Genomic DNA, 19,924 nt, shown 5'->3' on the forward strand with positions numbered 1-19,924 from the left:
TGCTTCCTCCCGTTTCTATGAGGGAAGATTAAGGGCACTGCCGTTGCGTCAGGCAAGCCCTGCTATCACCTGATCCTGCAATTGCCGTAACTGACGCGTGAACACCGCCGGCTCGTCCAGCGCCCGGCTCAGCACCAGCGCACCCTGGATGCCGGCAACAGTGGTTTCGGCCAGGACCCGCGACTGCCTGGCGCCGCCACACTTCAGGCAGGCGGCCAGCGCCGCGATCCAGCGGGCGAAATAGTCCTGCACGTTGGCGGCAAAGCGGTCGCGCGTCGCATCCAGCGCGAAGGCGCCAACCAGACAGATGCGCCGGCCGCTGCGGAAATACCCATCCACTGCCGCGAACATGGCGGTGACGGCCGCACGCGGATCGGTGGCGTCCCGCAGCGGCGCGTAGACCTCAGCTTCGAACCAGGCATCGACATGCGCCAGCACGGCGGCGGCCATCTCGTCCTTGCCGCCGGGGAAATGGTTGTACAGGCTGCCCTTGCCGAGGCCGGAAGCTTCGGTGATCGCGCTTAAAGACGCGCCCTCGAAGCCCTGTTCGCGGAAGACTTCGGCGATACGGGCGATGGCGTCGTCGCGGGATATGAGTGCGGCTGGCATTCGAACTCCGGTTTTTAACAACATTGTCATGGCCGGACTTGATCCGGGCATCCACGTCTTTCTTGCTGATCCAGCCGCGTGGATGGCCGGGTCAAGCCCGGCCATGACAGTCTTTGTATCAGAGCCCCAGTTCCGTCAGCCCCGGATGCTCATCCGGCCGCCGTCCCAAAGACCATGTGAACTTGCGGTCGCTTTCCGCGATCCGCACGTCGTTGATGCTGGCCTCGCGCCGCTCCATCAGGCCCTCGGCATCGAACTGCCACTGCTCGTTGCCATGGCTGCGATACCATTGGCCGCTGTCATCGCGCCATTCATAGGCAAAGCGCACGGCGATGCGGTTGTCGGTGAAGGCCCAGACCTCCTTGATCAGGCGGTAGTCCAGCTCGCGCTGCCATTTGCGCGCCAGGAACTGCTCGATCAAATCGCGGCCAGCAAAGAACTCGGCGCGATTGCGCCATTGGCTCTGTTCAGTATAGGCCAGCGCCACGCGGGCCGGATCGCGGCTGTTCCAGGCATCCTCGGCCATGCGGGCCTTCTGGGCGGCGGTCTCAGGCGTGAACGGCGGCAGCGGCGGGCGGGCCATGGCGGGATCCTTGTGTTGTACCTATCGGTACAATGCAGATTCCGCTATGCTTTTGCAAGCCCCTCCCTACTTACTTTGCGAAACCGGGAGGAAGACCATGAACCAGCAGACACCCATGAGCACCGTGGACCGCAACGCCGCCGACTACGCCGCGCTCAGCAATGTGCTGCGCGACTATTTTGACGGGCTGTATCACTGCGACACGAAGAAGCTCGCCACCGTGTTCCATCCGCAGGCGACCTACGCCACCGCCACCGAGGGCAAGCTGCTCAAACTCGGCATGGACGAATATTTCCCCATCGTGGACAAGCGCGAGCCGCCGGCCAAGCGCGGCGAGACCCGGCGCGACAGGATCATCTCGATTGAATTCGCCGGGCCGGTGACGGCGCTGGCGCGGGTGGAATGCGCCATCGGGCCGAAATTCTTCACCGATCTGCTGACCTTCATCAAACTCGACGGCCGCTGGCAGATCATCGCCAAGGTGTTCCATTACGAGTTGACAGAATAATTATTAAGTAACTGATTTTACTTAAATTATTCCCCCCTGCTCCACAGGGGTACAAGTGCGGCAATTTCCCGCTTGCCTGCGGGGATGCGGGGGCCTAATTTCCGCCTCGCCTGCCGGGCGCGGCCTGCCGGGCACCAACATTCGTCTCGTGTTCCTCAAGTCCGCCGGGTGTCGACCTGCCGGACGCAGCGAAAGAAGGCCAGATATGACCTATAAGGTCGCCGTTGTCGGCGCCACCGGTGTGGTGGGCCGCGAAATGCTCAACATTCTCCACGAACGCAAGTTTCCGGTTTCGGAAGTGGTTGCCCTCGCCTCACGCCGGAGCGTCGGCCGCGACGTCATGTTCGGCGACAAGCATATCAAGGTGAAGGCGCTCGACGAATACGACTTCCGTGGCACCGACATCGCGCTGTTCTCGGCCGGCGGCGCCACCTCGAAGGAATGGGCGCCGCGCGCGGCCGCCCAGGGCGCCATCGTGATCGACAATTCGAGCTTCTGGCGCATGGACCCCGACGTGCCGCTGGTGGTGCCGGAAGTGAATCCGGATGCACTCGCCGGCTATACCAAGAAGGGCATCATCGCCAATCCGAACTGCTCGACCGCCCAGCTGGTGGTGGCGCTGAAGCCGCTGCACGACCGCGCGAAGATCACCCGCGCCGTGGTCGCGACCTATCAGTCCGTCTCGGGCGCCGGCAACGAGGGCGTCACCGAGCTGGAGCGCCAGACCAAGCAGATCCTGGTCAACGATCCTGTCGTGCGCGAGAAGTTCACCAAGCAGATCGCCTTCAACGTCATTCCTCATATCGACGTCTTCATGGACGACGGTTACACCAAGGAGGAATGGAAGATGACGGCCGAGACCAGGAAGATTCTCGACCCGAAGATCAAGCTGACCGCGACCTGCGTGCGCGTGCCGGTGTTCATCGGCCATTCCGAAGCCGTGCATCTCGAATTCGAGAACCCGATCTCGGCCGAGGAAGCACGCGAGATTCTCAGCACTGCCCCGGGCGTGCAGGTGCTGGATCGCCGTGAAGACGCCGGCTACATCACCCCGCTGGAATGCGCCGGCGACTACAACACCTTCGTGTCGCGCATCCGCGAGGATTTCACCGTCGAGAACGGCCTGGCGATGTGGATTGTCTCGGACAACCTGCGCAAGGGCGCGGCGCTCAATGCCGTGCAGATTGCCGAAGCGCTGGCGGCCCGCCACCTGAAGAAGCAGGCCGCGTAACCGGACGAAATACCAGCAGAGTACTTCTCCTCCTCTGCCCAAGGGCTGCAGCACCAACTGCAGCCCTTTCCTTTTGTGCCGCCTACCAGCGCAGCAGCCAGCGACCAAGCAACGCGCCCAGCGCCGCCAGTATGGCAATCGCCAGCACATACCAGGTGGCGACGAATAACGGGCTGTCATCCGGGCAATGCGAGGCATAGAAGGCGGCCGAAATGCCGCCGGCGATCAGCCCGGCCACAGCCCCGGCCAGCGCCGGCCGCGTCGGTGCGCCACGGCGCAAAGCCAGCAGGATCAGGCCGAGCGGCGCCAGCCCCATCAGCGGAATGTAGGTCAGGCAGATCCGGGCATTCACGCCGACCAGCACGGTCATCCAGCGTTCGGCCGGCACCGCCAGCAATTCGCCGCCAATACCGATCAGCAGCAGGCCTGGTGCCAGCAGCAGCGCGCTGTGCCACAGGCCGGGCGCGGCACCCGGACGGATCAGCCGCAGCACCAGGCCGATGGCGGCCGCGGCCAGCCCCAGCGTGACGAGAAATTTCAGCACGAAACGCGGCTCGGCCAGCGAGACCAGTGCATTGCCGCGCGGACCGAGCAGCAGCCAGAACAGGATGGCGGCTGCCGCCACCGCGCCGGCCAGCGCTAGCGCGAGACTGCGCTGCGGATGCAGGCCGGACGGCGTCACATCTTCGGCGATGGCATGGATCAGGTCGTCGGTCTTCATGTTTCGCTGCTCCTCAGCCGTACTGCCAAAGTTGCCAGCCCGCGATGCAGGGCCACGCGCACAGCACCCTCGCTCATCGTCAGCCGCTGCGCCGCGTCGCGGATCGAGACGCCGTCCATCGCAATCGCCTGCACCACGCTGCGCTGACCCGGCGCCAGCGCCTGCAGATGCCGGGCCACGTCGCGCCGGATGCCGCTGTCTTCCGGTGCGGGTGCCGCCAGCACATCACTCAGGTCGTCGATATCGACTTCCGCGCCGCGGCGGCCGCGACGGCGCAGCGCATCCACCAGCTTGTTGCGGGCAATGGCGCGGATCCACGGGCCGATCGGCTGGGTGCTGTCCCAGGTCTGCCGTTTGAGATGAAGCGCCAGCAGGGTTTCCTGCACCACATCCTCCGCTTCAGTGACCCCGAGACCAAAGCGCAGGCAGCCCTGCCGCGCAGCCGCACGCAGGACCGGCGTCAGTGCGACGAGCAGGTCCCGATAGGCTGCGCGGTCGCCACCCAGGGCGGTCCGCATCAGGGCGGCCCACTCGGCTTCACGATCGCTCACACCATGCATTCGCCAGTCCACCCGCCTTCGTTACGCTGCGTGTGGAAAAAAATATTCCCTCACACGAAAGCGTGAGCAGCGTAACACAGGGCGGCATGGACGCGAATGGATAGGCATGGGCGGGGTAATGCCGCGACCTCCCGTCCATCCCATTCTGCGGCCCCGAAAGGAGATCACCCATGCTCGCCAAGACGCATCTGACCGCAGCCATGCTGGCCGGCTCGCTCGCCACCGCTCTCGTCATGATCGGCAGCCCGGCCATGGCCCAGGACGCCAGCAAGGAGAAGTGCTACGGCGTTTCGATGGCCGGCAAGAACGATTGCGCCGCCGGCCCCGGCACCACCTGCGCCGGCACGTCCAAGATGGATTACCAGGGCAATGCCTTCAAGCTGGTCGCCAAGGGCACCTGCACCACCATGAAGACCCCGAAGGGCATGGGCTCGCTCACCCCGATCAAGGGCTGATCAGGTCCGGGGCGGATATCCTCGACGCTGACACGCCAGTATCCGCCCCATCTCCTGCTCTCGATCGCCATGCTTTCGCACGCCAGTTTACCGCCCCGGGCCGGCACCGCCTTCAAGCCCCAGCATTTCGCCGCGCTCCAGCGCAGCGATGCGCCGCCGGGCTTTATCGAGGTGCATGCCGAGAATTACATGGGCGATGGCGGCCTGCCGCATGCGCAGCTGGCTGCACTGCGCGCCGACCACGCGCTGTCGCTGCACGGCGTCGGCCTGTCAATTGGCGGCGACGCGCCACTGGACCGCGGCCATCTGCTGCGCCTGCGCAGACTCTGCGACCGCTACGACCCCCAAAGCTTTTCCGAACATCTCGCCTGGTCGAGCCATGACGGCCTATTCCTGAACGACCTGCTGCCACTGCCCTATACGGAAGACACGCTGCGCCGCGTGATCACGCATGTGTCGCAGGTGCAGGACCTGCTCGGCCGCCGCCTGCTGCTGGAAAATCCCGCCACCTATCTGCAGTTCGCCGCCAGCACGATCCCGGAAACCGAATTCCTCGCCGAGATCGCGGCACGCACGGGCTGCGGCCTGCTGCTGGACGTCACCAACGTGCTGGTCGCCTGCGGCAATCGCGGCGAGGACCCGGCTGCCTATCTGGCGCAGTTTCCGCTGCACCGCGTGGGTGAAATTCACCTCGCCGGCCATCACGACACCACCGACCGCCACGGCCTGCCGCTGCTGATCGACGACCATGGTAGCCGGATCGCTGCTGCGGTCTGGCCGCTGTACGACAGCGTGATCGCACGCGCCGGGCCATTGCCCACACTGGTCGAGTGGGACAACGACGTACCGGATTGGGCGGTGCTGCGGCACGAAGCGCAAAAGGCACAGGCTGTGCTGGATCGCGCCGCGGCGCAGGTGAGGGCCGCCTGACATGCAGACGGATTTCGCCGCAGCCCTGCTCGATGCCGGGCGCAGACCGCCTGCCGGGCTTTTTGCTGCCGATGTCGATGAGCGTTTCGCCATCTACCGCAACAACGTCGTCAGCGGCCTGAGCCGCGCGCTGGCCGCCGGATTTCCTGCCACCGAAGCCATCGTCGGTGCGGAATTCTTTGCCGCCATGGCGGCGATCTATGTGCGGATCTCGCCGCCGGCCTCGCCGGTACTGCTGGACTATGGCGCCAGCCTGCCGGATTTCCTGGCGCGTTTTGAACCGGCCGCCGAACTGCCCTACCTCGCCGATGTTGCGCGACTGGAGCTGGCCTATACGCGCGCCTTCCATGCCGCCGATACCACACCGCTGCCGGCCGACCGGCTGGGCAGCATCGCGGCCGAACGTCTTGGTGCGGTGCGCGTCACATTGCATCCATCGCTGCAGATCCTGCGCAGCGCCTATCCTGCTGCCACCATCTGGGCGATGAATACCGGTCGCGCGCCACTCGGCGAGATCGAGGACTGGACCGCGCAGGATGTGCTGGTGCTGCGACCGCACTACGACACGGTCGCCATTCCGCTTGCGCCGGGCGAAGCCGAATTCCTGTTGCAGATGCAGGCCGGCGCGGACATGGCTGAGGCCACTGCCGCCGCGCTGCACGATGTTCCGGACTTCGACCTCGCCACGGCGCTTGCTGCGCTGTTCGCACGCGGCGCCGTCATCGCCTTCACCGATCAGGACCCGCCATGACCATGACCCGTTCCACCAGCTTCCTCAGCGACCACCCACATGGCATCGCCGGACTCCTGCGTCGCCTGATCGCCGGCATGGACAGAATCCCGCAGGATGCGATTGCGCTTGCGGCGCGCGTCTTTGCCGCCGCGATCTTCTGGCAGTCCGGCCAGACCAAGCTGGAAGGCTGGCGCGTGTCGGACAGCGCCATCGAACTGTTCCGCGAGGAATATCGCCTGCCGCTGCTCGATCCCGTGCTGGCGGCACATCTCGCCACCCTGGGCGAGCATCTGTTTCCGCTTCTGCTGGTCTTCGGTCTGGCCAGCCGTTTTGCCGCCCTTGCCCTGCTGGGCATGACGGCGGTGATTCAGATTTTCGTCTATCCGGATGCCTGGCCGACTCATGGCATATGGGCGGTCGCGCTGCTGGTGGTCGTGGCGCGCGGACCGGGGCGTCTGTCTGCGGACCATCTCCTTGCCCGCCGCATGCCTGCCCTGCGCCCGCTTACCCGGGAGTGACCGCGGGGCATCACTCTTAAGTGGGGCAGCCCGGGGCCGCCGGTCTTTGCACGACTGCGACAGTTCCCTATGCTTGCGCATCTGCCAAAGGCGCCACCTCCACTCTTCGATGAGCGACGACTTCACCCTGCCCGACGACGCCCATGCCGTGATCCGGCAGGGCCTGGTCTACTGGCGCGCTGCCGCGCCGGGTCCCGGCCTGCTGCCGGGCCGCCAGCATATCGATCCGCTCGGCATGCCGGCGCTGCTGCCCTATGCCTGGCTGCTGGAAGTGCATCCGCCGGCCGGCGATGTCAGCATCCCGCGCTTCCGCTTCCGCCTGGTCGGCAGCCATGTCGATCTCGGCTTTGGTGAACCGATGACCGGCGCCTGGCTGCACGACATGGAGGACGGCTTCGACAGCGTCAGCGGTCGCTCACGCAGTTTCGTTGATGCCGCCACCAATGCACTGATCAGCCATCGCCGCGGTCCGCCGCGCTTCCGCATGAATGCGGATACCGCCGAACTCGAACGCCTGATGATGCCGCTGGCAGCCGATGGCCGAAGCGTCGACATGCTGCTCGGCTTCACCGTCTTCTATGACGGCATCGGCAGCGTCCTGCGCAGCCGGCTGTAAGGCTTAGCGCACCCGCTCGATATCGGGCAGGAACTGCGGCGCGCGCAGCAGGTCCTGGATCGTTTCCAACCGCATTTCCGGCGCGTGATTTTCGCGCGCATCGCGCAACGCCGTATACGTCGCCGACATCGCGAACAGCAGCGCCTTCTTCGCTGTGCGACCTTTCAGCAGGCGCGTCAGGAACAGCGCGGCGAACAGGTCGCCGGCGCCCTTGGGCAGCCCTTCACCCAGATCCGGCACGGCGCAAAGCCAGGCGCCCTCGCGATTGACCAACAGTGCCTCCAGCAGCGGCTGGCCACCCTGGTCGCGGCCACCATCGGTGCGTTTCAGCGTGGTGGCGACCACCGTTGACGGACCTTTGGCGCGCAGGGCGTCGCAGGCGGCCAGCGCCTGCTGCAGCGTCTCGATCCTGCCGCCGGTCAGGTATTCCAGTTCGAAGCCGTTCGGTGTGGCGATATCAGCGGTCGGGAACAGATGGTCGCGGATATAGGCCGGCAGGGTCGGATCGACATAGAGCCCGCTGTCGCTGTCGCCCATCACCGGATCGCAGAGGAAGATCGCGTTCGGGTTGGCTTTCTTCACCGCCAGTGCGGCGCGGCCGGCGGCTTCGGCCGTGCGCGGACTGCCGAGCCAGCCGAGCAGTACGGCATCGATCTGTGTCCATTCCGGCCGGGTCTGCAGCGCGGCGATCCAGGCATCCATCTCTTCGGGCGCGGTCGGGCGGTGCGCCGGCGGACCGTAGGAGGGATTGAAGGCCAGCACGCCGGTCGGCACCGCCCAGACCTCGATGCCGTTCCGCTGGAGCGGAAACACGCCGGCATTGTTGCCGACGTGGCCGTAAATCACCTGACTCTGGATGCTGAGGACGCGCATGGCCGGACATTCCTGCAGGGGCGACGAAGGGAGGACGCGGGGAACCTTGCCACGCCTAAGTCGGCGATTATAGTGGCGCAACTCAATCTTATTGCACCGCAACAATCGAGGCTTTCCCGCATGGCCGCCACCGCCCGCCCCCGTCGCAGCGTGCTTTACATGCCCGGCTCGAATGCCCGGGCACTGGAAAAGGCCAAGGGCCTGGCAGCCGACGCCCTGATCCTCGACCTGGAAGACGCGGTCGCCCCGGATGCCAAGGCGCTGGCGCGCGAACAGGTCTGCAAGGCCGTCGTAGAGGGCGGGTATGGTTCGAGAGAGCTGATCATCCGCACCAATGGCCTCGACACGCCCTGGGGCAAAGACGACATCATCGCCGCCGCAAAGGCCGCGCCCGATGCGATCCTGCTGCCCAAGGTGGAGTCTGCCGCGCAGGTGCAGGAAGCCGAAGCCCTGCTCAGGCAGCATGGCCAGGACAAGACCGCGATCTGGTGCATGATGGAAACGCCGAAAGGCATCCTGCATGCCGAGCAGATCGCCTCTGCCTCGTCGCGGCTGGCTGCGCTGGTGATGGGCACATCCGATCTGGTGAAGGACCTGAATGCACAGCACACGCCGCTGCGCCTGCCGGTGATCACCGCGCTCGGCCTGTGCATGCTGGCGGCACGCGCTTACGATTTGGCAATCCTGGATGGCGTCTATCTCGATCTCGATGACGACGCCGGTTTCGAGGCCGCCTGCAACCAGGGGCTGGAGCTCGGCTTCGACGGCAAGACGCTGATCCACCCCAAGACGCTGGAGATCACCAACCGCGTCTTTGCGCCGGGCAAGGCGCAAGTGGCATGGGCGCACAAGATCATCGCCGCTTTCGAGGCGGCGGCAAAGGAAGGCAAGGGCGTGGTGCTGGTGGATGGCAAGCTGATCGAGAACCTGCATGTCGAGCAGGCGAAGAAGCTGGCGGCGCTGGCCGAGGCGATTGCGAAACTGCAGACGGCGTAAGGGATCGGACCAGAGATGAGCGACAAGACCAATCCGGGCAATTTCTTCGAGGATTTCAAACTCGACCAGGAAATCCGCCATGCCACGCCGCGCACTGTCACCGCCGGCGATGTCGCGCTCTATACCGCTTTGTATGGTCCGCGCTTCCCCGTGCAGTCGGCCGACAGTTTCGCGCGCCGCCTGGGGCTGCGCGCCGCGCCGGTCGATGACCTGCTGGCCTTCCATGTGGTGTTCGGCAAGACGGTACCGGAGATTTCGCTCAATGCCGTGGCCAATCTCGGCTATGCCGAATGCCGCTGGCTCAGCCCCGTCTTTCCCGGCGACACGCTGCACACCGTGTCGCGCGTGATCGGCCTGAAGGAGAATTCCAACAAAAAGACCGGCGTGGTCTATGTGCGCAGCCAGGGCTACAAGGACGGCGACGAACTGGTGCTGGACTATGTGCGCTGGGTGATGGTGAGGAAGCGCGATGAGTCCGCCGTGATCGCCGAGGAGCGCGTGCCGCGCCTGAAGGATCATGTCGCGCCGGAACAGCTGCGCATTCCGACCGGGCTGAATTTCGCGCATTACGACTGGACGCTGGCCGGCAGCCGGCATGGCTGGGAAGATTACGAGCCCGGCGAGAAGATCGACCATGTCGATGGCATGACCATCGAAGAAGCCGAGCACATGCTGGCGACGCGGCTGTATCAGAACACCGCGAAGGTGCATTTCAACCAGCATCGCCAGGGTCAGGACAAACTCGGCCGCCGCCTGATCTATGGCGGCCATGTCATCAGCCTGGCGCGCGCGCTCAGCTTCAACGGCCTGGGCAATGCCGCTTTCGTCGCCGCCATCAATGGCGGCCGGCATGTGAATCCCACTCTGGCTGGCAACACGGTCTATGCCTGGTCGCAGGTGCTGGACAAGGCCGAGATCGACGGCCGCAGCGATGTCGGCGCGCTGCGCATCCGCACGCTGGCCGTGAAAGACCAGCCTGCCACGGCCTTCCCCGACAAGGACACCGCCGGTGCCTACCCGGACAGCGTGGTGCTCGATCTCGATTACTGGTCCCTGATGCCGAAACGCGAAAAGCGGCGGCGATAAGTCTATAATTTAGGCAAAAGCACAGCCTTTCGGCATAAATCTGCCGAATTTGGCGGCAATCCACCCGCGCGGACCGCCCACATAAGGTTTTCCCAGCATTTCTCGTGCCGGTGCTTTGGCATGCCTCGTGCTTGGGCAGTCTGCCCATTTTGCCAGCGTTTCGCCCGCCGGCAGGGTGAGCACAGAACCGTTTCGCCAAAACAATAACAGGGTGGGATTCCCAATGATTGTCTTAACGCTGCGCCGCCTGGCGGCGCCTGCTCTCCTGTTGTCGCTCGCAGCCGTTCCGGCGCTGGGCGCCGAGGAGAAGCCGCTCGATGCCGCCAACACCGCCTGGATCCTGACCGCCACCGCGCTGGTGCTGTTCATGACCATGCCGGGCCTTGCCCTCTTCTATGCCGGCCTGGTGCGCGCCCGGAATGCGCTCAGCGTGGTGATGCATTGCGTGGTGATCGCCGCCCTGGTCTCGCTGCTCTGGCTGATTGGCGGCTACAGCCTCGCCTTCACCGATGGCGGCGCCAACAACGCCTGGATCGGCAGCTTCGACCGCGCCTTCATGGCCGGCGTCACCGCCGAGACGCTGAAGGACGGCCTGCCCGAAGCGCTGTTCTTCATGTTCCAGATGACCTTCGCCATCATCACGCCAGCCCTGATCGTCGGCGCCTGGCCCGAACGCATCCGCTTCGGCGCCGTGGTGCTGTTCTCCGCGCTGTGGCTGTTCCTGGTCTACGTGCCGGTCTGCCACTGGATCTGGGGCGGCGGCTGGCTGTTTAATCTCGGCGTGGTCGATTTCGCCGGCGGCCTGGTGGTGCACGTGACCGCCGGCATGGCGGCCATCGCTGCCGCCATCATGGTCGGCAAGCGCCGCGATTTCCCGCATGAACCGCTGCTGCCGCACAATCCGGGCATGACCGCCACGGGTGCGGGCATGCTGTGGGTCGGCTGGTTCGGTTTCAACGCGGGGTCGGCGCTGGCCGCCAGCGGCTCGGCCGGCATGGCGATGCTGGTGACGCATGTGTCGGCAGCCTGCGGCGCGCTGACCTGGATGGCGATCGAATGGCTGCGCTATGGCCGTCCGTCGCTGGTCGGCATCGTCACCGGTCTGATCGCCGGCCTCGCCACCATTACACCGGCGGCCGGCGTCGCCGGTCCGGCCGGCGCGGTGCTGATCGGCTTCTGCGGCGGCGCGATATGCTTCACCGTTACGGCTTTGCTGAAGCAGAAATACAAGCTGGATGACTCGCTCGATGTCTTTGCCGTGCATGGCGTGGGCGGCGCGCTCGGTATCCTGCTGGTCGCCATCGTCGGCCAGCCCGGCTTCGGCGGCACCGGCTTCGCTGAAGGCGTCACTGCCCTGATGCAGTTCAAGGCGCAGCTGATCGGCCTGGCGGTCACCGCCGCCTGGTCGGGCCTGGTGTCGTGGGGGATTTTCGCGGTGCTGAAGGCGAGCGGAAATCTGCGGGTGAGCGAAGAGGACGAGTCCGACGGCCTCGACATCACCACCCATGGCGAACGGGCCTACGATCTCCGTTAAGCCCGGCCTTCATATCCTGCTTCCGTCGGCGGGCCTCGAAAAGGGCCCGCCGATCTGTTTCGCCACCCTGTGGCACCCCCTGGCCGCGTTGCGAAAGACTCGCAGCTTCGATCCCACATAGCAGCTATTCGCCGTGGCAATTTCCCTTGCCGGGGTGGGGTTTACGCGACTAAAAACAAAGTCGTCCAATGATTGACTACACAGGGACCGGGACTAGTATCCGCCCTGATTTTCGGACGCTGACTCGGCCATTTTCCCCATTTGCGCCAGTCGCGGACCGCCCCACCCCGAATGCTCCGGATACCAGCCGGGGCGAAGGCGCGAAACATGGCGAACGTCGAACGACCGCTCTCCCCCCATCTGCAGATCTACCGCTGGCCGGTCACCATGGCGACCTCGATCCTGCACCGCGCCACCGGCTGCGGTCTGGCCGCCGGCACCCTGCTGCTGGCCTGGTGGCTCGTAGCCGCCGCCGCCGGTCCGGAATACTACGCGATGGTGCAGGCCTGCCTCGGCTCATGGCTTGGCCGGCTGGTGCTGCTCGGCTTTTCCTGGGCGCTGTTCTACCACCTGCTGAACGGCATCCGTCACCTGTTCTGGGATGCCGGCCACGGCTACAGCCTTCCGGTCGCCAACAAGTCGGGCTGGGCGGTCATCATCGGTTCGGTGGTGCTGACCGTGCTGGCCTGGATTCTGGCCTATAGCTGGAAGTGAGGAGCGCATCATGAGCAATTCCAACAAGCATATGCGCAGCGCGCTGAAGTCGGTGCGTGGCCTCGGCGCCGCCAAGGAAGGCGTGCAGCATTGGTGGATCCAGCGCGTCACGGCTGTGGCCATGATCCCGATGCTGCTGCTCCTGCTGGTCTGCGTGCTGAAACTGGCGACCGGCGACCATGCCGCTGTCACGGCGGCCTTCAGGCACCCGCTCTTCGCTCTGCTGGCCCTGCTCAGCATCCTCGCCATCTTCTGGCACATGAAGCTGGGCCTGCAGGTGGTGATCGAAGACTACGTGCATACCGAAAGCGTGAAGATCGTCTCGCTGCTCGCCATCACCTTCGCCACCTTCGTCGTCGGCGGTATTGCCGCCCTGTCGGTGCTCAAGATGTTTTTCGGAGCCTAAGACCATGCCCGCCAGCTATCAGGTTCACGATCACTACTACGATGTCGTCGTTGTCGGCGCCGGCGGCGCAGGCTTGCGCGCCACCATGGGTCTGGCCGCGTCCGGCCTGAAGACCGCCTGCATCTCGAAGGTGTTTCCGACCCGCAGCCACACGGTTGCAGCGCAGGGCGGCATCTCGGCCGCGCTCGGCAATATGGGCGAGGACAATTGGCGCTGGCATATGTACGACACCGTCAAGGGCTCTGACTGGCTCGGCGACCAGGATGCGATCGAGTACATGTGCCGCGAGGCCGTGCCGGCCGTCGTGGAACTGGAGCATTTCGGCGTGCCGTTCAGCCGCACGCCCGAAGGCAAGATTTATCAGCGCGCCTTTGGCGGCATGACCAAGAATTACGGTGCCGAGCCGGCGCAGCGCACCTGCGCTGCCGCCGACCGCACCGGCCATGCGATGCTGCACACGCTGTACCAGCAGTCGCTGAAATACGACACTGAGTTCTTCATCGAATATTTCGCCCTCGACCTGATCATGGACGATGAGGGCGCCTGCTGCGGCGTGATGGCCTGGAACCTGGCCGACGGCAGCATCCATCGCTTCCGCGCCAAGATGGTGGTGCTGGCGACCGGCGGTTACGGCCGCGCCTACTTCTCCTGCACCTCGGCCCATACCTGCACGGGCGATGGCGGCGGCATGGTGCTGCGCGCCGGCCTGCCGATGCAGGATATGGAATTCGTGCAGTTCCACCCGACCGGCATCTACGGCTCGGGCTGCCTGATCACCGAAGGCGCGCGTGGCGAAGGCGGCTATGTCGTCAATTCGGCCGGCGAACGCTTCATGGAACGCTACGCCCCCTCGGCCAAGGACCTTGCCTCGCGCGACGTCGTCAGCCGCGCCATGACCATGGAAATCCGCGAAGGCCGCGGTGTGGGCAAGAATGGCGACCACATCTTCCTGCATCTGGACCATCTCGATCCGAAGATCCTGCATGAGCGCCTGCCGGGCATCTCGGAAAGCGCCAAGATCTTTGCCGGCGTCGATGTGACCAAGCAGCCGATCCCGGTGCTGCCGACCGTGCACTACAACATGGGCGGCATCCCGACCAACTATCATGGCGAAGTGCTGACGCTGAAGGACGGCAATCCCGACAGCGTGGTGCCCGGCCTGATGGCGGTGGGCGAAGCCGCCTGCGTGTCGGTGCATGGTGCCAACCGTCTGGGTTCCAACTCGCTGATCGATCTCGTGGTGTTTGGCCGCGCTGCCGCCATCCGTGCGGCGCAGGTGGTCGACAAGAATGCCAAGCATCGCGACATCAAGGGTGCCGGCGACAATGCGCTGGCCCGCCTGGATCGCTTCCGCAATGCCAAGGGCGGCAGCCCGACCGCGCGCATCCGCGACAAGATGCAGCGCACGATGCAGAACAACTGCGCCGTCTATCGCACCGGCGACGTGCTGAAGGAAGGCGTCGGCCTGATCGACGAGGTCTTCAAGATGATGCCTGACATCGACGTGGCGGATCGCTCGCTGGTGTGGAATTCCGACCTGGTCGAGACGCTGGAACTCGACAACCTGGTCGGCCAGGCCGTCGTCACCATGCATTCGGCCGAGAACCGCAAGGAAAGCCGCGGCGCCCATGCTCGCGAGGATTATGCGGATCGCGACGACAAGGAATGGATGAAGCACACGCTGGCCTGGATCAGCGACAAGGGCGGCATCACCATCGACTATCGCCCGGTTCACACCTACACGCTGACCAACGAGGTCTCGTATATCGAGCCCAAGAAGCGCGTTTACTAAGGAAGCAAGGATAACATCCCCATGGCTGAGTTCTCGCTGCCGAAGAATTCCAAGATCTCCAAGGGTAAGACCTGGACGCTGCCGCCGGCCAAGCCGGGCGAAGAACGCAAGGTGCGCAAGTTCAGCGTCTATCGCTGGAACCAGGATGACGGCAAGACCCCGCAGATCGACACCTACGAAGTCGACATGAACGACTGCGGCCCGATGGTTTTGGATGCGCTGATCAAGATCAAGAACGACATCGATCCGTCGCTCACCTTCCGCCGCTCCTGCCGCGAAGGCGTCTGCGGTTCCTGCGCGATGAACATCGACGGCGGCAATACGCTGGCCTGCACCAAGGCCTGCGAAGACATCGACGGCGACGTGAAGATCTATCCGCTGCCGCATATGCCGGTGATCAAGGATCTGGTGCCGGACCTGAGCAACTTCTACGCCCAGTACGCGTCAATCCAGCCCTGGATGAAGACCCAGAGCCCGGCGCCGACTCGCGAGCGCCTGCAGTCGGCCGAAGACCGCAAGAAGCTGGATGGTCTCTACGAATGCATTCTCTGCGCCTGCTGCTCGACCTCCTGCCCGAGCTACTGGTGGAATTCGGACCGCTATCTCGGCCCCGCCATCCTCCTTCAGGCTTATCGCTGGATCGCCGACAGTCGCGATGAGATGACCGGAGAGCGACTCGACAACCTGGAAGACCCGTTCAGGCTGTATCGTTGCCACACGATCATGAACTGCGCGCAGACTTGCCCCAAGGGCCTCAATCCCGCGCAGGCCATCGGTGAAATCAAGAAGCTGATGGTAGAACGGCGCGGCTGATCTGCTAGACTAAAGACCAAACAGGGGGCAAACGGCTGGATCGGGTTAACCGGTCCGCTTACACTTGCGGCCGAATCTTCTGTGTTGTGTTTGAGGCAAGGCCGCTAGGCGTTATGGGCGATTTTACCCGCGGGGCTCCCCCGCATCTGACCAAGGTTGGGGCCGAAAAGCTGCGCGACGTTTTGCGTGAGCATGAAGCCCATCTTGCAGGTAAGCCCGGCGCACAGCCCGCCCTGCTTGCCTATACCGATCTTTCCGATGCCGACCTGACCGGCGCCAACCTGACCTTGGCCGACCTGACCGGCGCACGCCTGCATCGCGCCCGCCTTGATGGCGCGCGGCTGTCGATGTCGAAATGTGGCGGCTCGGACTTCCGCAACGCGACTCTGGACGGCGCCGACCTGCGCTGGGCCGATCTGCGCGGCGCCTGCCTGCGCGCCACTGGCCTGAACGATGCCAACATGGCCGAGTCGAACGGCGCCGAAGCTTTAGCCCCGGTTTATGATTCCGAAGGCCGCATGGCGGATAGCGGCCCGACCAAGCGCGCCATCGATCTGTCGGGCGCCTCTGCCCAGCGTGCCGACCTCTCCGGCGCGCAGTTGCCCAAGGCCTTCGCGCTGCATGCCGATTTCGCCGACGCCAATCTCGACGACAGCAACCTGCGTGGCGCCGATCTGCGCAAGGCGCAGATGACATCGGCCCGCCTCGAAGGCGCCGATCTGCAGAATTCCGATTTTTCCGGCGCCAATCTTGCCGGCGCCAGCCTGTCGGGCGCACAGCTCGGCGGGGCCAATTTTGCCGGCGCCGACCTGCGTGGTGCCATCGTCGATGCCGCCAGCCGCAGCCTGCCGGAACTGGCCGCCGCGATTTTCGCGGCTGCCTCGCGCCATGCCGACGCCAATCTGGCCGAGGTGCTTAAGCAGCACGAACTCTGGGTGCATTCCGAAGGCCGTCAGGGCCTGCGCGCCGACCTGAGCGATTTCGATTTCTCCGGCCGCGATCTGCGTGGCGTGAACCTGATGGGCGCGCTGCTGGAACGCGCGCGCTTCAACAAGGCGGAACTGACCAATGCCAACCTGGCGCTGGCCCGACTGAATTTCGCTGACCTGCGCGAGGCCGTGCTGGTGAAGGGCAACCTGCGCGGCGCCAGCCTGGCGCGCGCCACCCTGGACGGTGCCAACCTGACCGACGCGAATCTCGCTGCGATCAAGGACGATGCCCCGCATGCCCGCGCCGCCCGCACCAATCTGGGTGCCGCCAAGCTGAAGCGCGCGATCCTGATCAACGCCAACCTGACCGGCGCCAGCCTGGTGGCGGCCGATCTGCGCGATGCGAATTTAAGTGGCGCGGATCTGACCGGTGCCGACCTGACGGATGGTCGCTTCGCCAATGCCGTGCTGACCGGCGCGAGCTTCACCAACGCCCGCCTCGATCGCGCCCGCGACCTGCTGCTGCCCAATTAACGTTAATTGGGCCGCGAGTTTCGCATTGGGCCAGTGCCAGTCGAAGCTGTGCGCCTAGCCTGAGATGTGGGGCAGCACGCGATACTCTTCGCTCTGCATCTCGTTCAGCCGCGACACGCAACGCTGGAATTCGAACGCGCCCTCGCCCTCGGGGTAAAGTGTTTCCGGCGGTGCGGCCGCCGTCGCCAACAAGTTGGCCTTGGCCTCATACAGCGCATCCACCAGCGTGACGAAACGCTTGGCCTCGTTGCGCTTGGCGGGGCTGAGCGTCGGGATATTGTCGATCATCACGGTGTGGAAGTTCCTGGCGATGGCCAGGAAATCGGCCGGACCGAGCGGCTGTTCGCACAACTCGTCAAACCGGAAGCGTGCCACGCCGCGCGCCTGTAACGGCACCATCAGCTTGCGGCCCAGCAGCTCGATCTCGGCCGGCTCACCCTCGGCATCATCGGTGAGAAGATTCCAGGCATGGTCCAGCGCCAGGGTCGACTTGGCGCTCATCGGGCTGAACCAGACCGGCGACTTGCTGAGCCGCTGCATGCGGTAGTCGCGGCTGGCCGCCAGATGCAGCACATCCAACTTTTCCTTGAACAATTCGATGAAGGGCAGGAACAGCTGGCGGTTGATACCGCTCCTGTAGAGGTCGTCGGGATGGCGGTTCGAGGTGGCGACGATCACCACCCCGCGCTGGAAGAGCTTCTCGAACAAGCGACCCAGAATCATCGCATCGGCAACATCGCTGACCTGCATCTCGTCAAAGCAGAGCAGCCAGGCCGATTTGGCGATCTTCTTGGCGGCTGGCCTGATCGGGTCGTCGCCGCCGGCTTTCTTCTCGGGATCGTCTTCGCTCAGCTGGCGATAGCGAAAAATCTCGGCATGCACTTCCTGCATGAAGGCATGAAAATGCACGCGGCGTTTTTTCTCCACCGGCGCCGTGGCGAAGAACAGGTCCATCAGCATGGATTTGCCGCGGCCGACATCGCCGTAGATATACAGGCCCTGCGGCGCGTCTTCCTTCCTGCGGCCGACCAGCTTCTGCAGCCAGCTGTCGCCGCTGCTGGGCTGGTAATGCGCCAGATGGCGGCTCAGCAGTTCCAGCTTCTCGGCCGCCAGCGCCTGGGCGGGGTCTTCCGCCAGCTCTCCGGCCGCCAGCCTGGCGCGATAGGTTTCTAGGATCGACATAAGGCCTGTTTAAAGGAATTGGGGCCTGTTTAAAACAGAACGGGCGGCAGAGTCATCTGCCGCCCGCCTGAGGAACCGGAATTATCAGGCTTACTTCATGGTCGGGATGTTGAACTCGGCGCCCGAACGGATGCCGGTCGGCCAGCGCGCGGTCACCGTCTTGATCTTGGTGTAGAACTTCACGCCTTCCGGACCATGCTGGTTGGTGTCGCCAAAGGCCGACTTCTTCCAGCCGCCGAAGGTGTGGAAGGCGAGCGGCACCGGGATCGGCACATTGATGCCGACCATGCCGACCTGGACCCTCGCTGCGAAGTCGCGGGCGGCATCGCCGTCGCGGGTGAAGATCGCCACGCCATTGCCGAATTCATGTTCGGTCGGCAGCCTGGCGGCTTCCTCGAAGCTTTCGGTGCGCACCACGCTGAGCACCGGGCCGAAGATCTCTTCCTTGTAGATGCGCATGTCCGGCGTCACGTTGTCGAACAGGCAGCCGCCCATGAAATAGCCGCCCTCGTAGCCCTGCAGGTTCAGGCCACGACCATCGACCACCAGCTTGGCGCCTTCCGACACGCCGGTATCGACATAGCCTTTCACCTTGGCGAGATGCTCCTTGGTGACCAGCGGACCCATTTCGGAATCCTTATCAGTGCTGGGGCCGACCTTCAGGGCGCGGACGCGCGGCGCCAGCGCTTCGACCAGCTTGTCGGCGGTGCCCTTGCCCACCGGCACGGCGACCGAGACCGCCATGCAGCGTTCGCCGGCCGAGCCGTAGCCGGCGCCGATCAGCGCATCGACCGCCTGGTCCATATCGGCATCGGGCATGATGATCATGTGGTTCTTGGCGCCGCCCATGGCCTGCACGCGCTTTCCATGCGCCGCGGCCGTGGCATAGACATACTGGGCGATCGGCGTCGAGCCGACGAAGCTGACGGCCTGGATACGCGGATCGGTCAGGACGGTATCGACCGCCTCCTTGTCGCCGATTACGCAGTTCAGCACGCCCGGAGGCGCGCCGGCTTCCAGCATCAGTTCGGCCAGGCGCAGCGGGCAGGACGGGTCCTTCTCGCTCGGCTTGAGGATGAAGGTGTTGCCCGAGGCAATCGCGACGGCGAACATCCACATCGGTACCATGGCCGGAAAATTGAACGGGGTGATGCCGGCGACCACACCGAGCGGCTGGCGCATCGAATAGACGTCGATGCCTTTCGACACGCTGTCGGAATATTCGCCCTTCAGAAGGTGCGGAATACCGCAGGCGAATTCCACCACTTCCAGGCCGCGCTGCAGCGAACCCTTGGCATCCGAAACCACCTTGCCATGCTCGTTGGAGATCAGCAGCGCGATCTCGTCGGCGTGGCGTTCGCACAGCTCCTTGAACTTGAACATCACGCGGGCGCGCACCAGCGGCGAGGTGGCGCCCCATTCCAGGAAGGCTTTCTGGCTGTCGGCGATGGCGGCCTCGACCTCGGCCTTGGTGGCCAGCGGCGCCTTACTTGCGACTTCGCCAGTCGTCGGATTGTAGACGTCGAGGAAACGACCCGACTTGCCGGCGACCTTTTTGCCGCCGATGAAATGATGCAACTCTTTCGCCATTTTCTTGAACT

Annotated in this window: 22 protein-coding genes; 15 read left to right on the forward strand and 7 right to left on the reverse strand. The window is 64.7% G+C overall.

From position 1 onward, the window contains the following. Positions 1-48: 48 nt before the first annotated feature. Positions 49-609: a TetR/AcrR family transcriptional regulator gene (locus FNB15_RS04025; RefSeq protein WP_144067471.1), complete on the reverse strand. Its 561-nt coding sequence runs from the start codon at positions 607-609 to the stop codon at positions 49-51. 118 nt (positions 610-727) lie between these two features. Continuing rightward, positions 728-1,192 carry a nuclear transport factor 2 family protein gene (locus FNB15_RS04030; protein ID WP_144067472.1) on the reverse strand — a complete coding sequence of 155 codons (465 nt, stop codon included), beginning with the start codon at positions 1,190-1,192 and terminating at the stop codon, positions 728-730. Positions 1,193-1,289: 97 nt separating this feature from the next. Between FNB15_RS04030 and FNB15_RS04035 the strand changes: the two genes are divergently transcribed. Beyond that, entirely contained in the window at positions 1,290-1,700 is a 411-nt protein-coding gene (locus FNB15_RS04035) for a nuclear transport factor 2 family protein (RefSeq protein WP_246068785.1), read from the forward strand. A gap of 205 nt (positions 1,701-1,905) precedes the next feature. Next, complete coding sequence (locus tag FNB15_RS04040) at positions 1,906-2,931, forward strand: aspartate-semialdehyde dehydrogenase (protein ID WP_144067473.1); 1,026 nt, start codon at positions 1,906-1,908, stop codon at positions 2,929-2,931. 82 nt (positions 2,932-3,013) lie between these two features. Here the strand turns inward: FNB15_RS04040 and FNB15_RS04045 are convergent, their stop codons facing one another. Both FNB15_RS04045 and FNB15_RS04050 read right to left on the reverse strand, forming a co-directional pair. Next, positions 3,014-3,652: an NrsF family protein gene (locus FNB15_RS04045; protein WP_144067474.1), complete on the reverse strand. Its 639-nt coding sequence runs from the start codon at positions 3,650-3,652 to the stop codon at positions 3,014-3,016. Continuing rightward, positions 3,649-4,203, reverse strand: a complete 555-nt coding sequence (locus FNB15_RS04050; RefSeq protein ID WP_144067475.1) for a sigma-70 family RNA polymerase sigma factor — start codon at positions 4,201-4,203, stop codon at positions 3,649-3,651. Before FNB15_RS04050 ends, FNB15_RS04045 begins: the two co-directional genes overlap by 4 nt. A 179-nt stretch (positions 4,204-4,382) precedes the next feature. Here FNB15_RS04050 and FNB15_RS04055 point away from each other — a divergent pair, with 179 nt between their 5' ends. The 5 genes from FNB15_RS04055 to FNB15_RS04075 all read left to right on the forward strand — a co-directional run bounded on the left by FNB15_RS04055 (position 4,383) and on the right by FNB15_RS04075 (position 7,464). Further along, a complete protein-coding gene (locus FNB15_RS04055) occupies positions 4,383-4,667 on the forward strand; it encodes a BufA1 family periplasmic bufferin-type metallophore (protein ID WP_144067476.1) in 285 nt (94 codons plus the stop codon). 69 nt (positions 4,668-4,736) lie between these two features. Continuing rightward, positions 4,737-5,597 (forward strand): MNIO family bufferin maturase, encoded by an 861-nt coding sequence (bufB, locus tag FNB15_RS04060; RefSeq protein WP_144067477.1) that lies wholly within the window; start codon positions 4,737-4,739, stop codon positions 5,595-5,597. Position 5,598: 1 nt separating this feature from the next. Next, positions 5,599-6,348, forward strand: coding sequence for an HvfC/BufC N-terminal domain-containing protein (locus tag FNB15_RS04065; protein WP_144067478.1), 750 nt, complete (start codon positions 5,599-5,601; stop codon positions 6,346-6,348). Then, positions 6,345-6,848, forward strand: a complete 504-nt coding sequence (locus tag FNB15_RS04070) for a DoxX family protein (protein WP_246068786.1) — start codon at positions 6,345-6,347, stop codon at positions 6,846-6,848. The genes FNB15_RS04065 and FNB15_RS04070 overlap by 4 nt, the downstream gene beginning before the upstream one ends. Positions 6,849-6,957: 109 nt before the next feature. Further along, positions 6,958-7,464, forward strand: coding sequence for a PAS domain-containing protein (locus FNB15_RS04075; RefSeq protein ID WP_185973704.1), 507 nt, complete (start codon positions 6,958-6,960; stop codon positions 7,462-7,464). A 3-nt stretch (positions 7,465-7,467) separates the two neighbouring features. Here the strand turns inward: FNB15_RS04075 and pdxY are convergent, their stop codons facing one another. Next, the gene (pdxY, locus tag FNB15_RS04080; RefSeq protein ID WP_144067480.1) at positions 7,468-8,337 is read right to left on the reverse strand and encodes a pyridoxal kinase; all 870 of its coding nucleotides are present in this window, start codon (positions 8,335-8,337) and stop codon (positions 7,468-7,470) included. Positions 8,338-8,457: 120 nt separating this feature from the next. On the opposite strand from pdxY, the gene FNB15_RS04085 reads away from it, so the two are divergent. The 8 genes from FNB15_RS04085 to FNB15_RS04120 all read left to right on the forward strand — a co-directional run bounded on the left by FNB15_RS04085 (position 8,458) and on the right by FNB15_RS04120 (position 17,141). Continuing rightward, positions 8,458-9,333, forward strand: coding sequence for an HpcH/HpaI aldolase/citrate lyase family protein (locus FNB15_RS04085; RefSeq protein ID WP_144067481.1), 876 nt, complete (start codon positions 8,458-8,460; stop codon positions 9,331-9,333). Positions 9,334-9,348: 15 nt separating this feature from the next. Next, a complete protein-coding gene (locus FNB15_RS04090) occupies positions 9,349-10,419 on the forward strand; it encodes a MaoC family dehydratase (protein WP_144067482.1) in 1,071 nt (356 codons plus the stop codon). A 223-nt stretch (positions 10,420-10,642) separates the two neighbouring features. After that, on the forward strand, positions 10,643-11,953 hold the full coding sequence (locus FNB15_RS04095; RefSeq protein WP_144067483.1) for an ammonium transporter: 1,311 nt from the start codon (positions 10,643-10,645) through the stop codon (positions 11,951-11,953). A 327-nt stretch (positions 11,954-12,280) separates the two neighbouring features. After that, positions 12,281-12,667 carry a succinate dehydrogenase, cytochrome b556 subunit gene (gene sdhC, locus FNB15_RS04100; protein WP_144067484.1) on the forward strand — a complete coding sequence of 129 codons (387 nt, stop codon included), beginning with the start codon at positions 12,281-12,283 and terminating at the stop codon, positions 12,665-12,667. 10 nt (positions 12,668-12,677) lie between these two features. Then, entirely contained in the window at positions 12,678-13,073 is a 396-nt protein-coding gene (gene sdhD / locus FNB15_RS04105; protein WP_144067485.1) for a succinate dehydrogenase, hydrophobic membrane anchor protein, read from the forward strand. A gap of 4 nt (positions 13,074-13,077) precedes the next feature. Continuing rightward, the gene (gene sdhA / locus FNB15_RS04110; RefSeq protein ID WP_144067486.1) at positions 13,078-14,865 is read left to right on the forward strand and encodes a succinate dehydrogenase flavoprotein subunit; all 1,788 of its coding nucleotides are present in this window, start codon (positions 13,078-13,080) and stop codon (positions 14,863-14,865) included. 21 nt (positions 14,866-14,886) lie between these two features. Then, positions 14,887-15,678 carry a succinate dehydrogenase iron-sulfur subunit gene (locus tag FNB15_RS04115; protein ID WP_144067487.1) on the forward strand — a complete coding sequence of 264 codons (792 nt, stop codon included), beginning with the start codon at positions 14,887-14,889 and terminating at the stop codon, positions 15,676-15,678. Positions 15,679-15,791: 113 nt separating this feature from the next. Then, a complete protein-coding gene (locus FNB15_RS04120; RefSeq protein ID WP_144067488.1) occupies positions 15,792-17,141 on the forward strand; it encodes a pentapeptide repeat-containing protein in 1,350 nt (449 codons plus the stop codon). A 54-nt stretch (positions 17,142-17,195) separates the two neighbouring features. Here the strand turns inward: FNB15_RS04120 and zapE are convergent, their stop codons facing one another. Both zapE and FNB15_RS04130 read right to left on the reverse strand, forming a co-directional pair. Further along, a complete protein-coding gene (gene zapE, locus FNB15_RS04125) occupies positions 17,196-18,323 on the reverse strand; it encodes a cell division protein ZapE (protein WP_144067489.1) in 1,128 nt (375 codons plus the stop codon). A 90-nt stretch (positions 18,324-18,413) separates the two neighbouring features. After that, positions 18,414-19,913 (reverse strand): CoA-acylating methylmalonate-semialdehyde dehydrogenase, encoded by a 1,500-nt coding sequence (locus tag FNB15_RS04130; RefSeq protein ID WP_144067490.1) that lies wholly within the window; start codon positions 19,911-19,913, stop codon positions 18,414-18,416. Between the last annotated feature and the right edge of the window lie 11 nt (positions 19,914-19,924).

The organism is Ferrovibrio terrae, assembly GCF_007197755.1.
In the GTDB taxonomy this organism is placed as follows: Bacteria; Pseudomonadota; Alphaproteobacteria; order Ferrovibrionales; family Ferrovibrionaceae; genus Ferrovibrio; species Ferrovibrio terrae.

Coding starts and splice junctions, on each gene's coding strand:
- FNB15_RS04025 (WP_144067471.1), bottom strand. CDS start 609: ATGCCAGCCGCACTCATATCCCGCGACGACGCCATCGCCCGTATCGCC.
- FNB15_RS04030 (WP_144067472.1), bottom strand. CDS start 1,192: ATGGCCCGCCCGCCGCTGCCGCCGTTCACGCCTGAGACCGCCGCCCAG.
- FNB15_RS04035 (WP_246068785.1), top strand. CDS start 1,290: ATGAACCAGCAGACACCCATGAGCACCGTGGACCGCAACGCCGCCGAC.
- FNB15_RS04040 (WP_144067473.1), top strand. CDS start 1,906: ATGACCTATAAGGTCGCCGTTGTCGGCGCCACCGGTGTGGTGGGCCGC.
- FNB15_RS04045 (WP_144067474.1), bottom strand. CDS start 3,652: ATGAAGACCGACGACCTGATCCATGCCATCGCCGAAGATGTGACGCCG.
- FNB15_RS04055 (WP_144067476.1), top strand. CDS start 4,383: ATGCTCGCCAAGACGCATCTGACCGCAGCCATGCTGGCCGGCTCGCTC.
- bufB (WP_144067477.1), top strand. CDS start 4,737: ATGCTTTCGCACGCCAGTTTACCGCCCCGGGCCGGCACCGCCTTCAAG.
- FNB15_RS04065 (WP_144067478.1), top strand. CDS start 5,599: ATGCAGACGGATTTCGCCGCAGCCCTGCTCGATGCCGGGCGCAGACCG.
- FNB15_RS04070 (WP_246068786.1), top strand. CDS start 6,345: ATGACCATGACCCGTTCCACCAGCTTCCTCAGCGACCACCCACATGGC.
- FNB15_RS04075 (WP_185973704.1), top strand. CDS start 6,958: ATGAGCGACGACTTCACCCTGCCCGACGACGCCCATGCCGTGATCCGG.
- pdxY (WP_144067480.1), bottom strand. CDS start 8,337: ATGCGCGTCCTCAGCATCCAGAGTCAGGTGATTTACGGCCACGTCGGC.
- FNB15_RS04085 (WP_144067481.1), top strand. CDS start 8,458: ATGGCCGCCACCGCCCGCCCCCGTCGCAGCGTGCTTTACATGCCCGGC.
- FNB15_RS04090 (WP_144067482.1), top strand. CDS start 9,349: ATGAGCGACAAGACCAATCCGGGCAATTTCTTCGAGGATTTCAAACTC.
- FNB15_RS04095 (WP_144067483.1), top strand. CDS start 10,643: ATGATTGTCTTAACGCTGCGCCGCCTGGCGGCGCCTGCTCTCCTGTTG.
- sdhC (WP_144067484.1), top strand. CDS start 12,281: ATGGCGAACGTCGAACGACCGCTCTCCCCCCATCTGCAGATCTACCGC.
- sdhD (WP_144067485.1), top strand. CDS start 12,678: ATGAGCAATTCCAACAAGCATATGCGCAGCGCGCTGAAGTCGGTGCGT.
- sdhA (WP_144067486.1), top strand. CDS start 13,078: ATGCCCGCCAGCTATCAGGTTCACGATCACTACTACGATGTCGTCGTT.
- FNB15_RS04115 (WP_144067487.1), top strand. CDS start 14,887: ATGGCTGAGTTCTCGCTGCCGAAGAATTCCAAGATCTCCAAGGGTAAG.
- FNB15_RS04120 (WP_144067488.1), top strand. CDS start 15,792: ATGGGCGATTTTACCCGCGGGGCTCCCCCGCATCTGACCAAGGTTGGG.
- zapE (WP_144067489.1), bottom strand. CDS start 18,323: ATGTCGATCCTAGAAACCTATCGCGCCAGGCTGGCGGCCGGAGAGCTG.
- FNB15_RS04130 (WP_144067490.1), bottom strand. CDS start 19,913: ATGGCGAAAGAGTTGCATCATTTCATCGGCGGCAAAAAGGTCGCCGGC.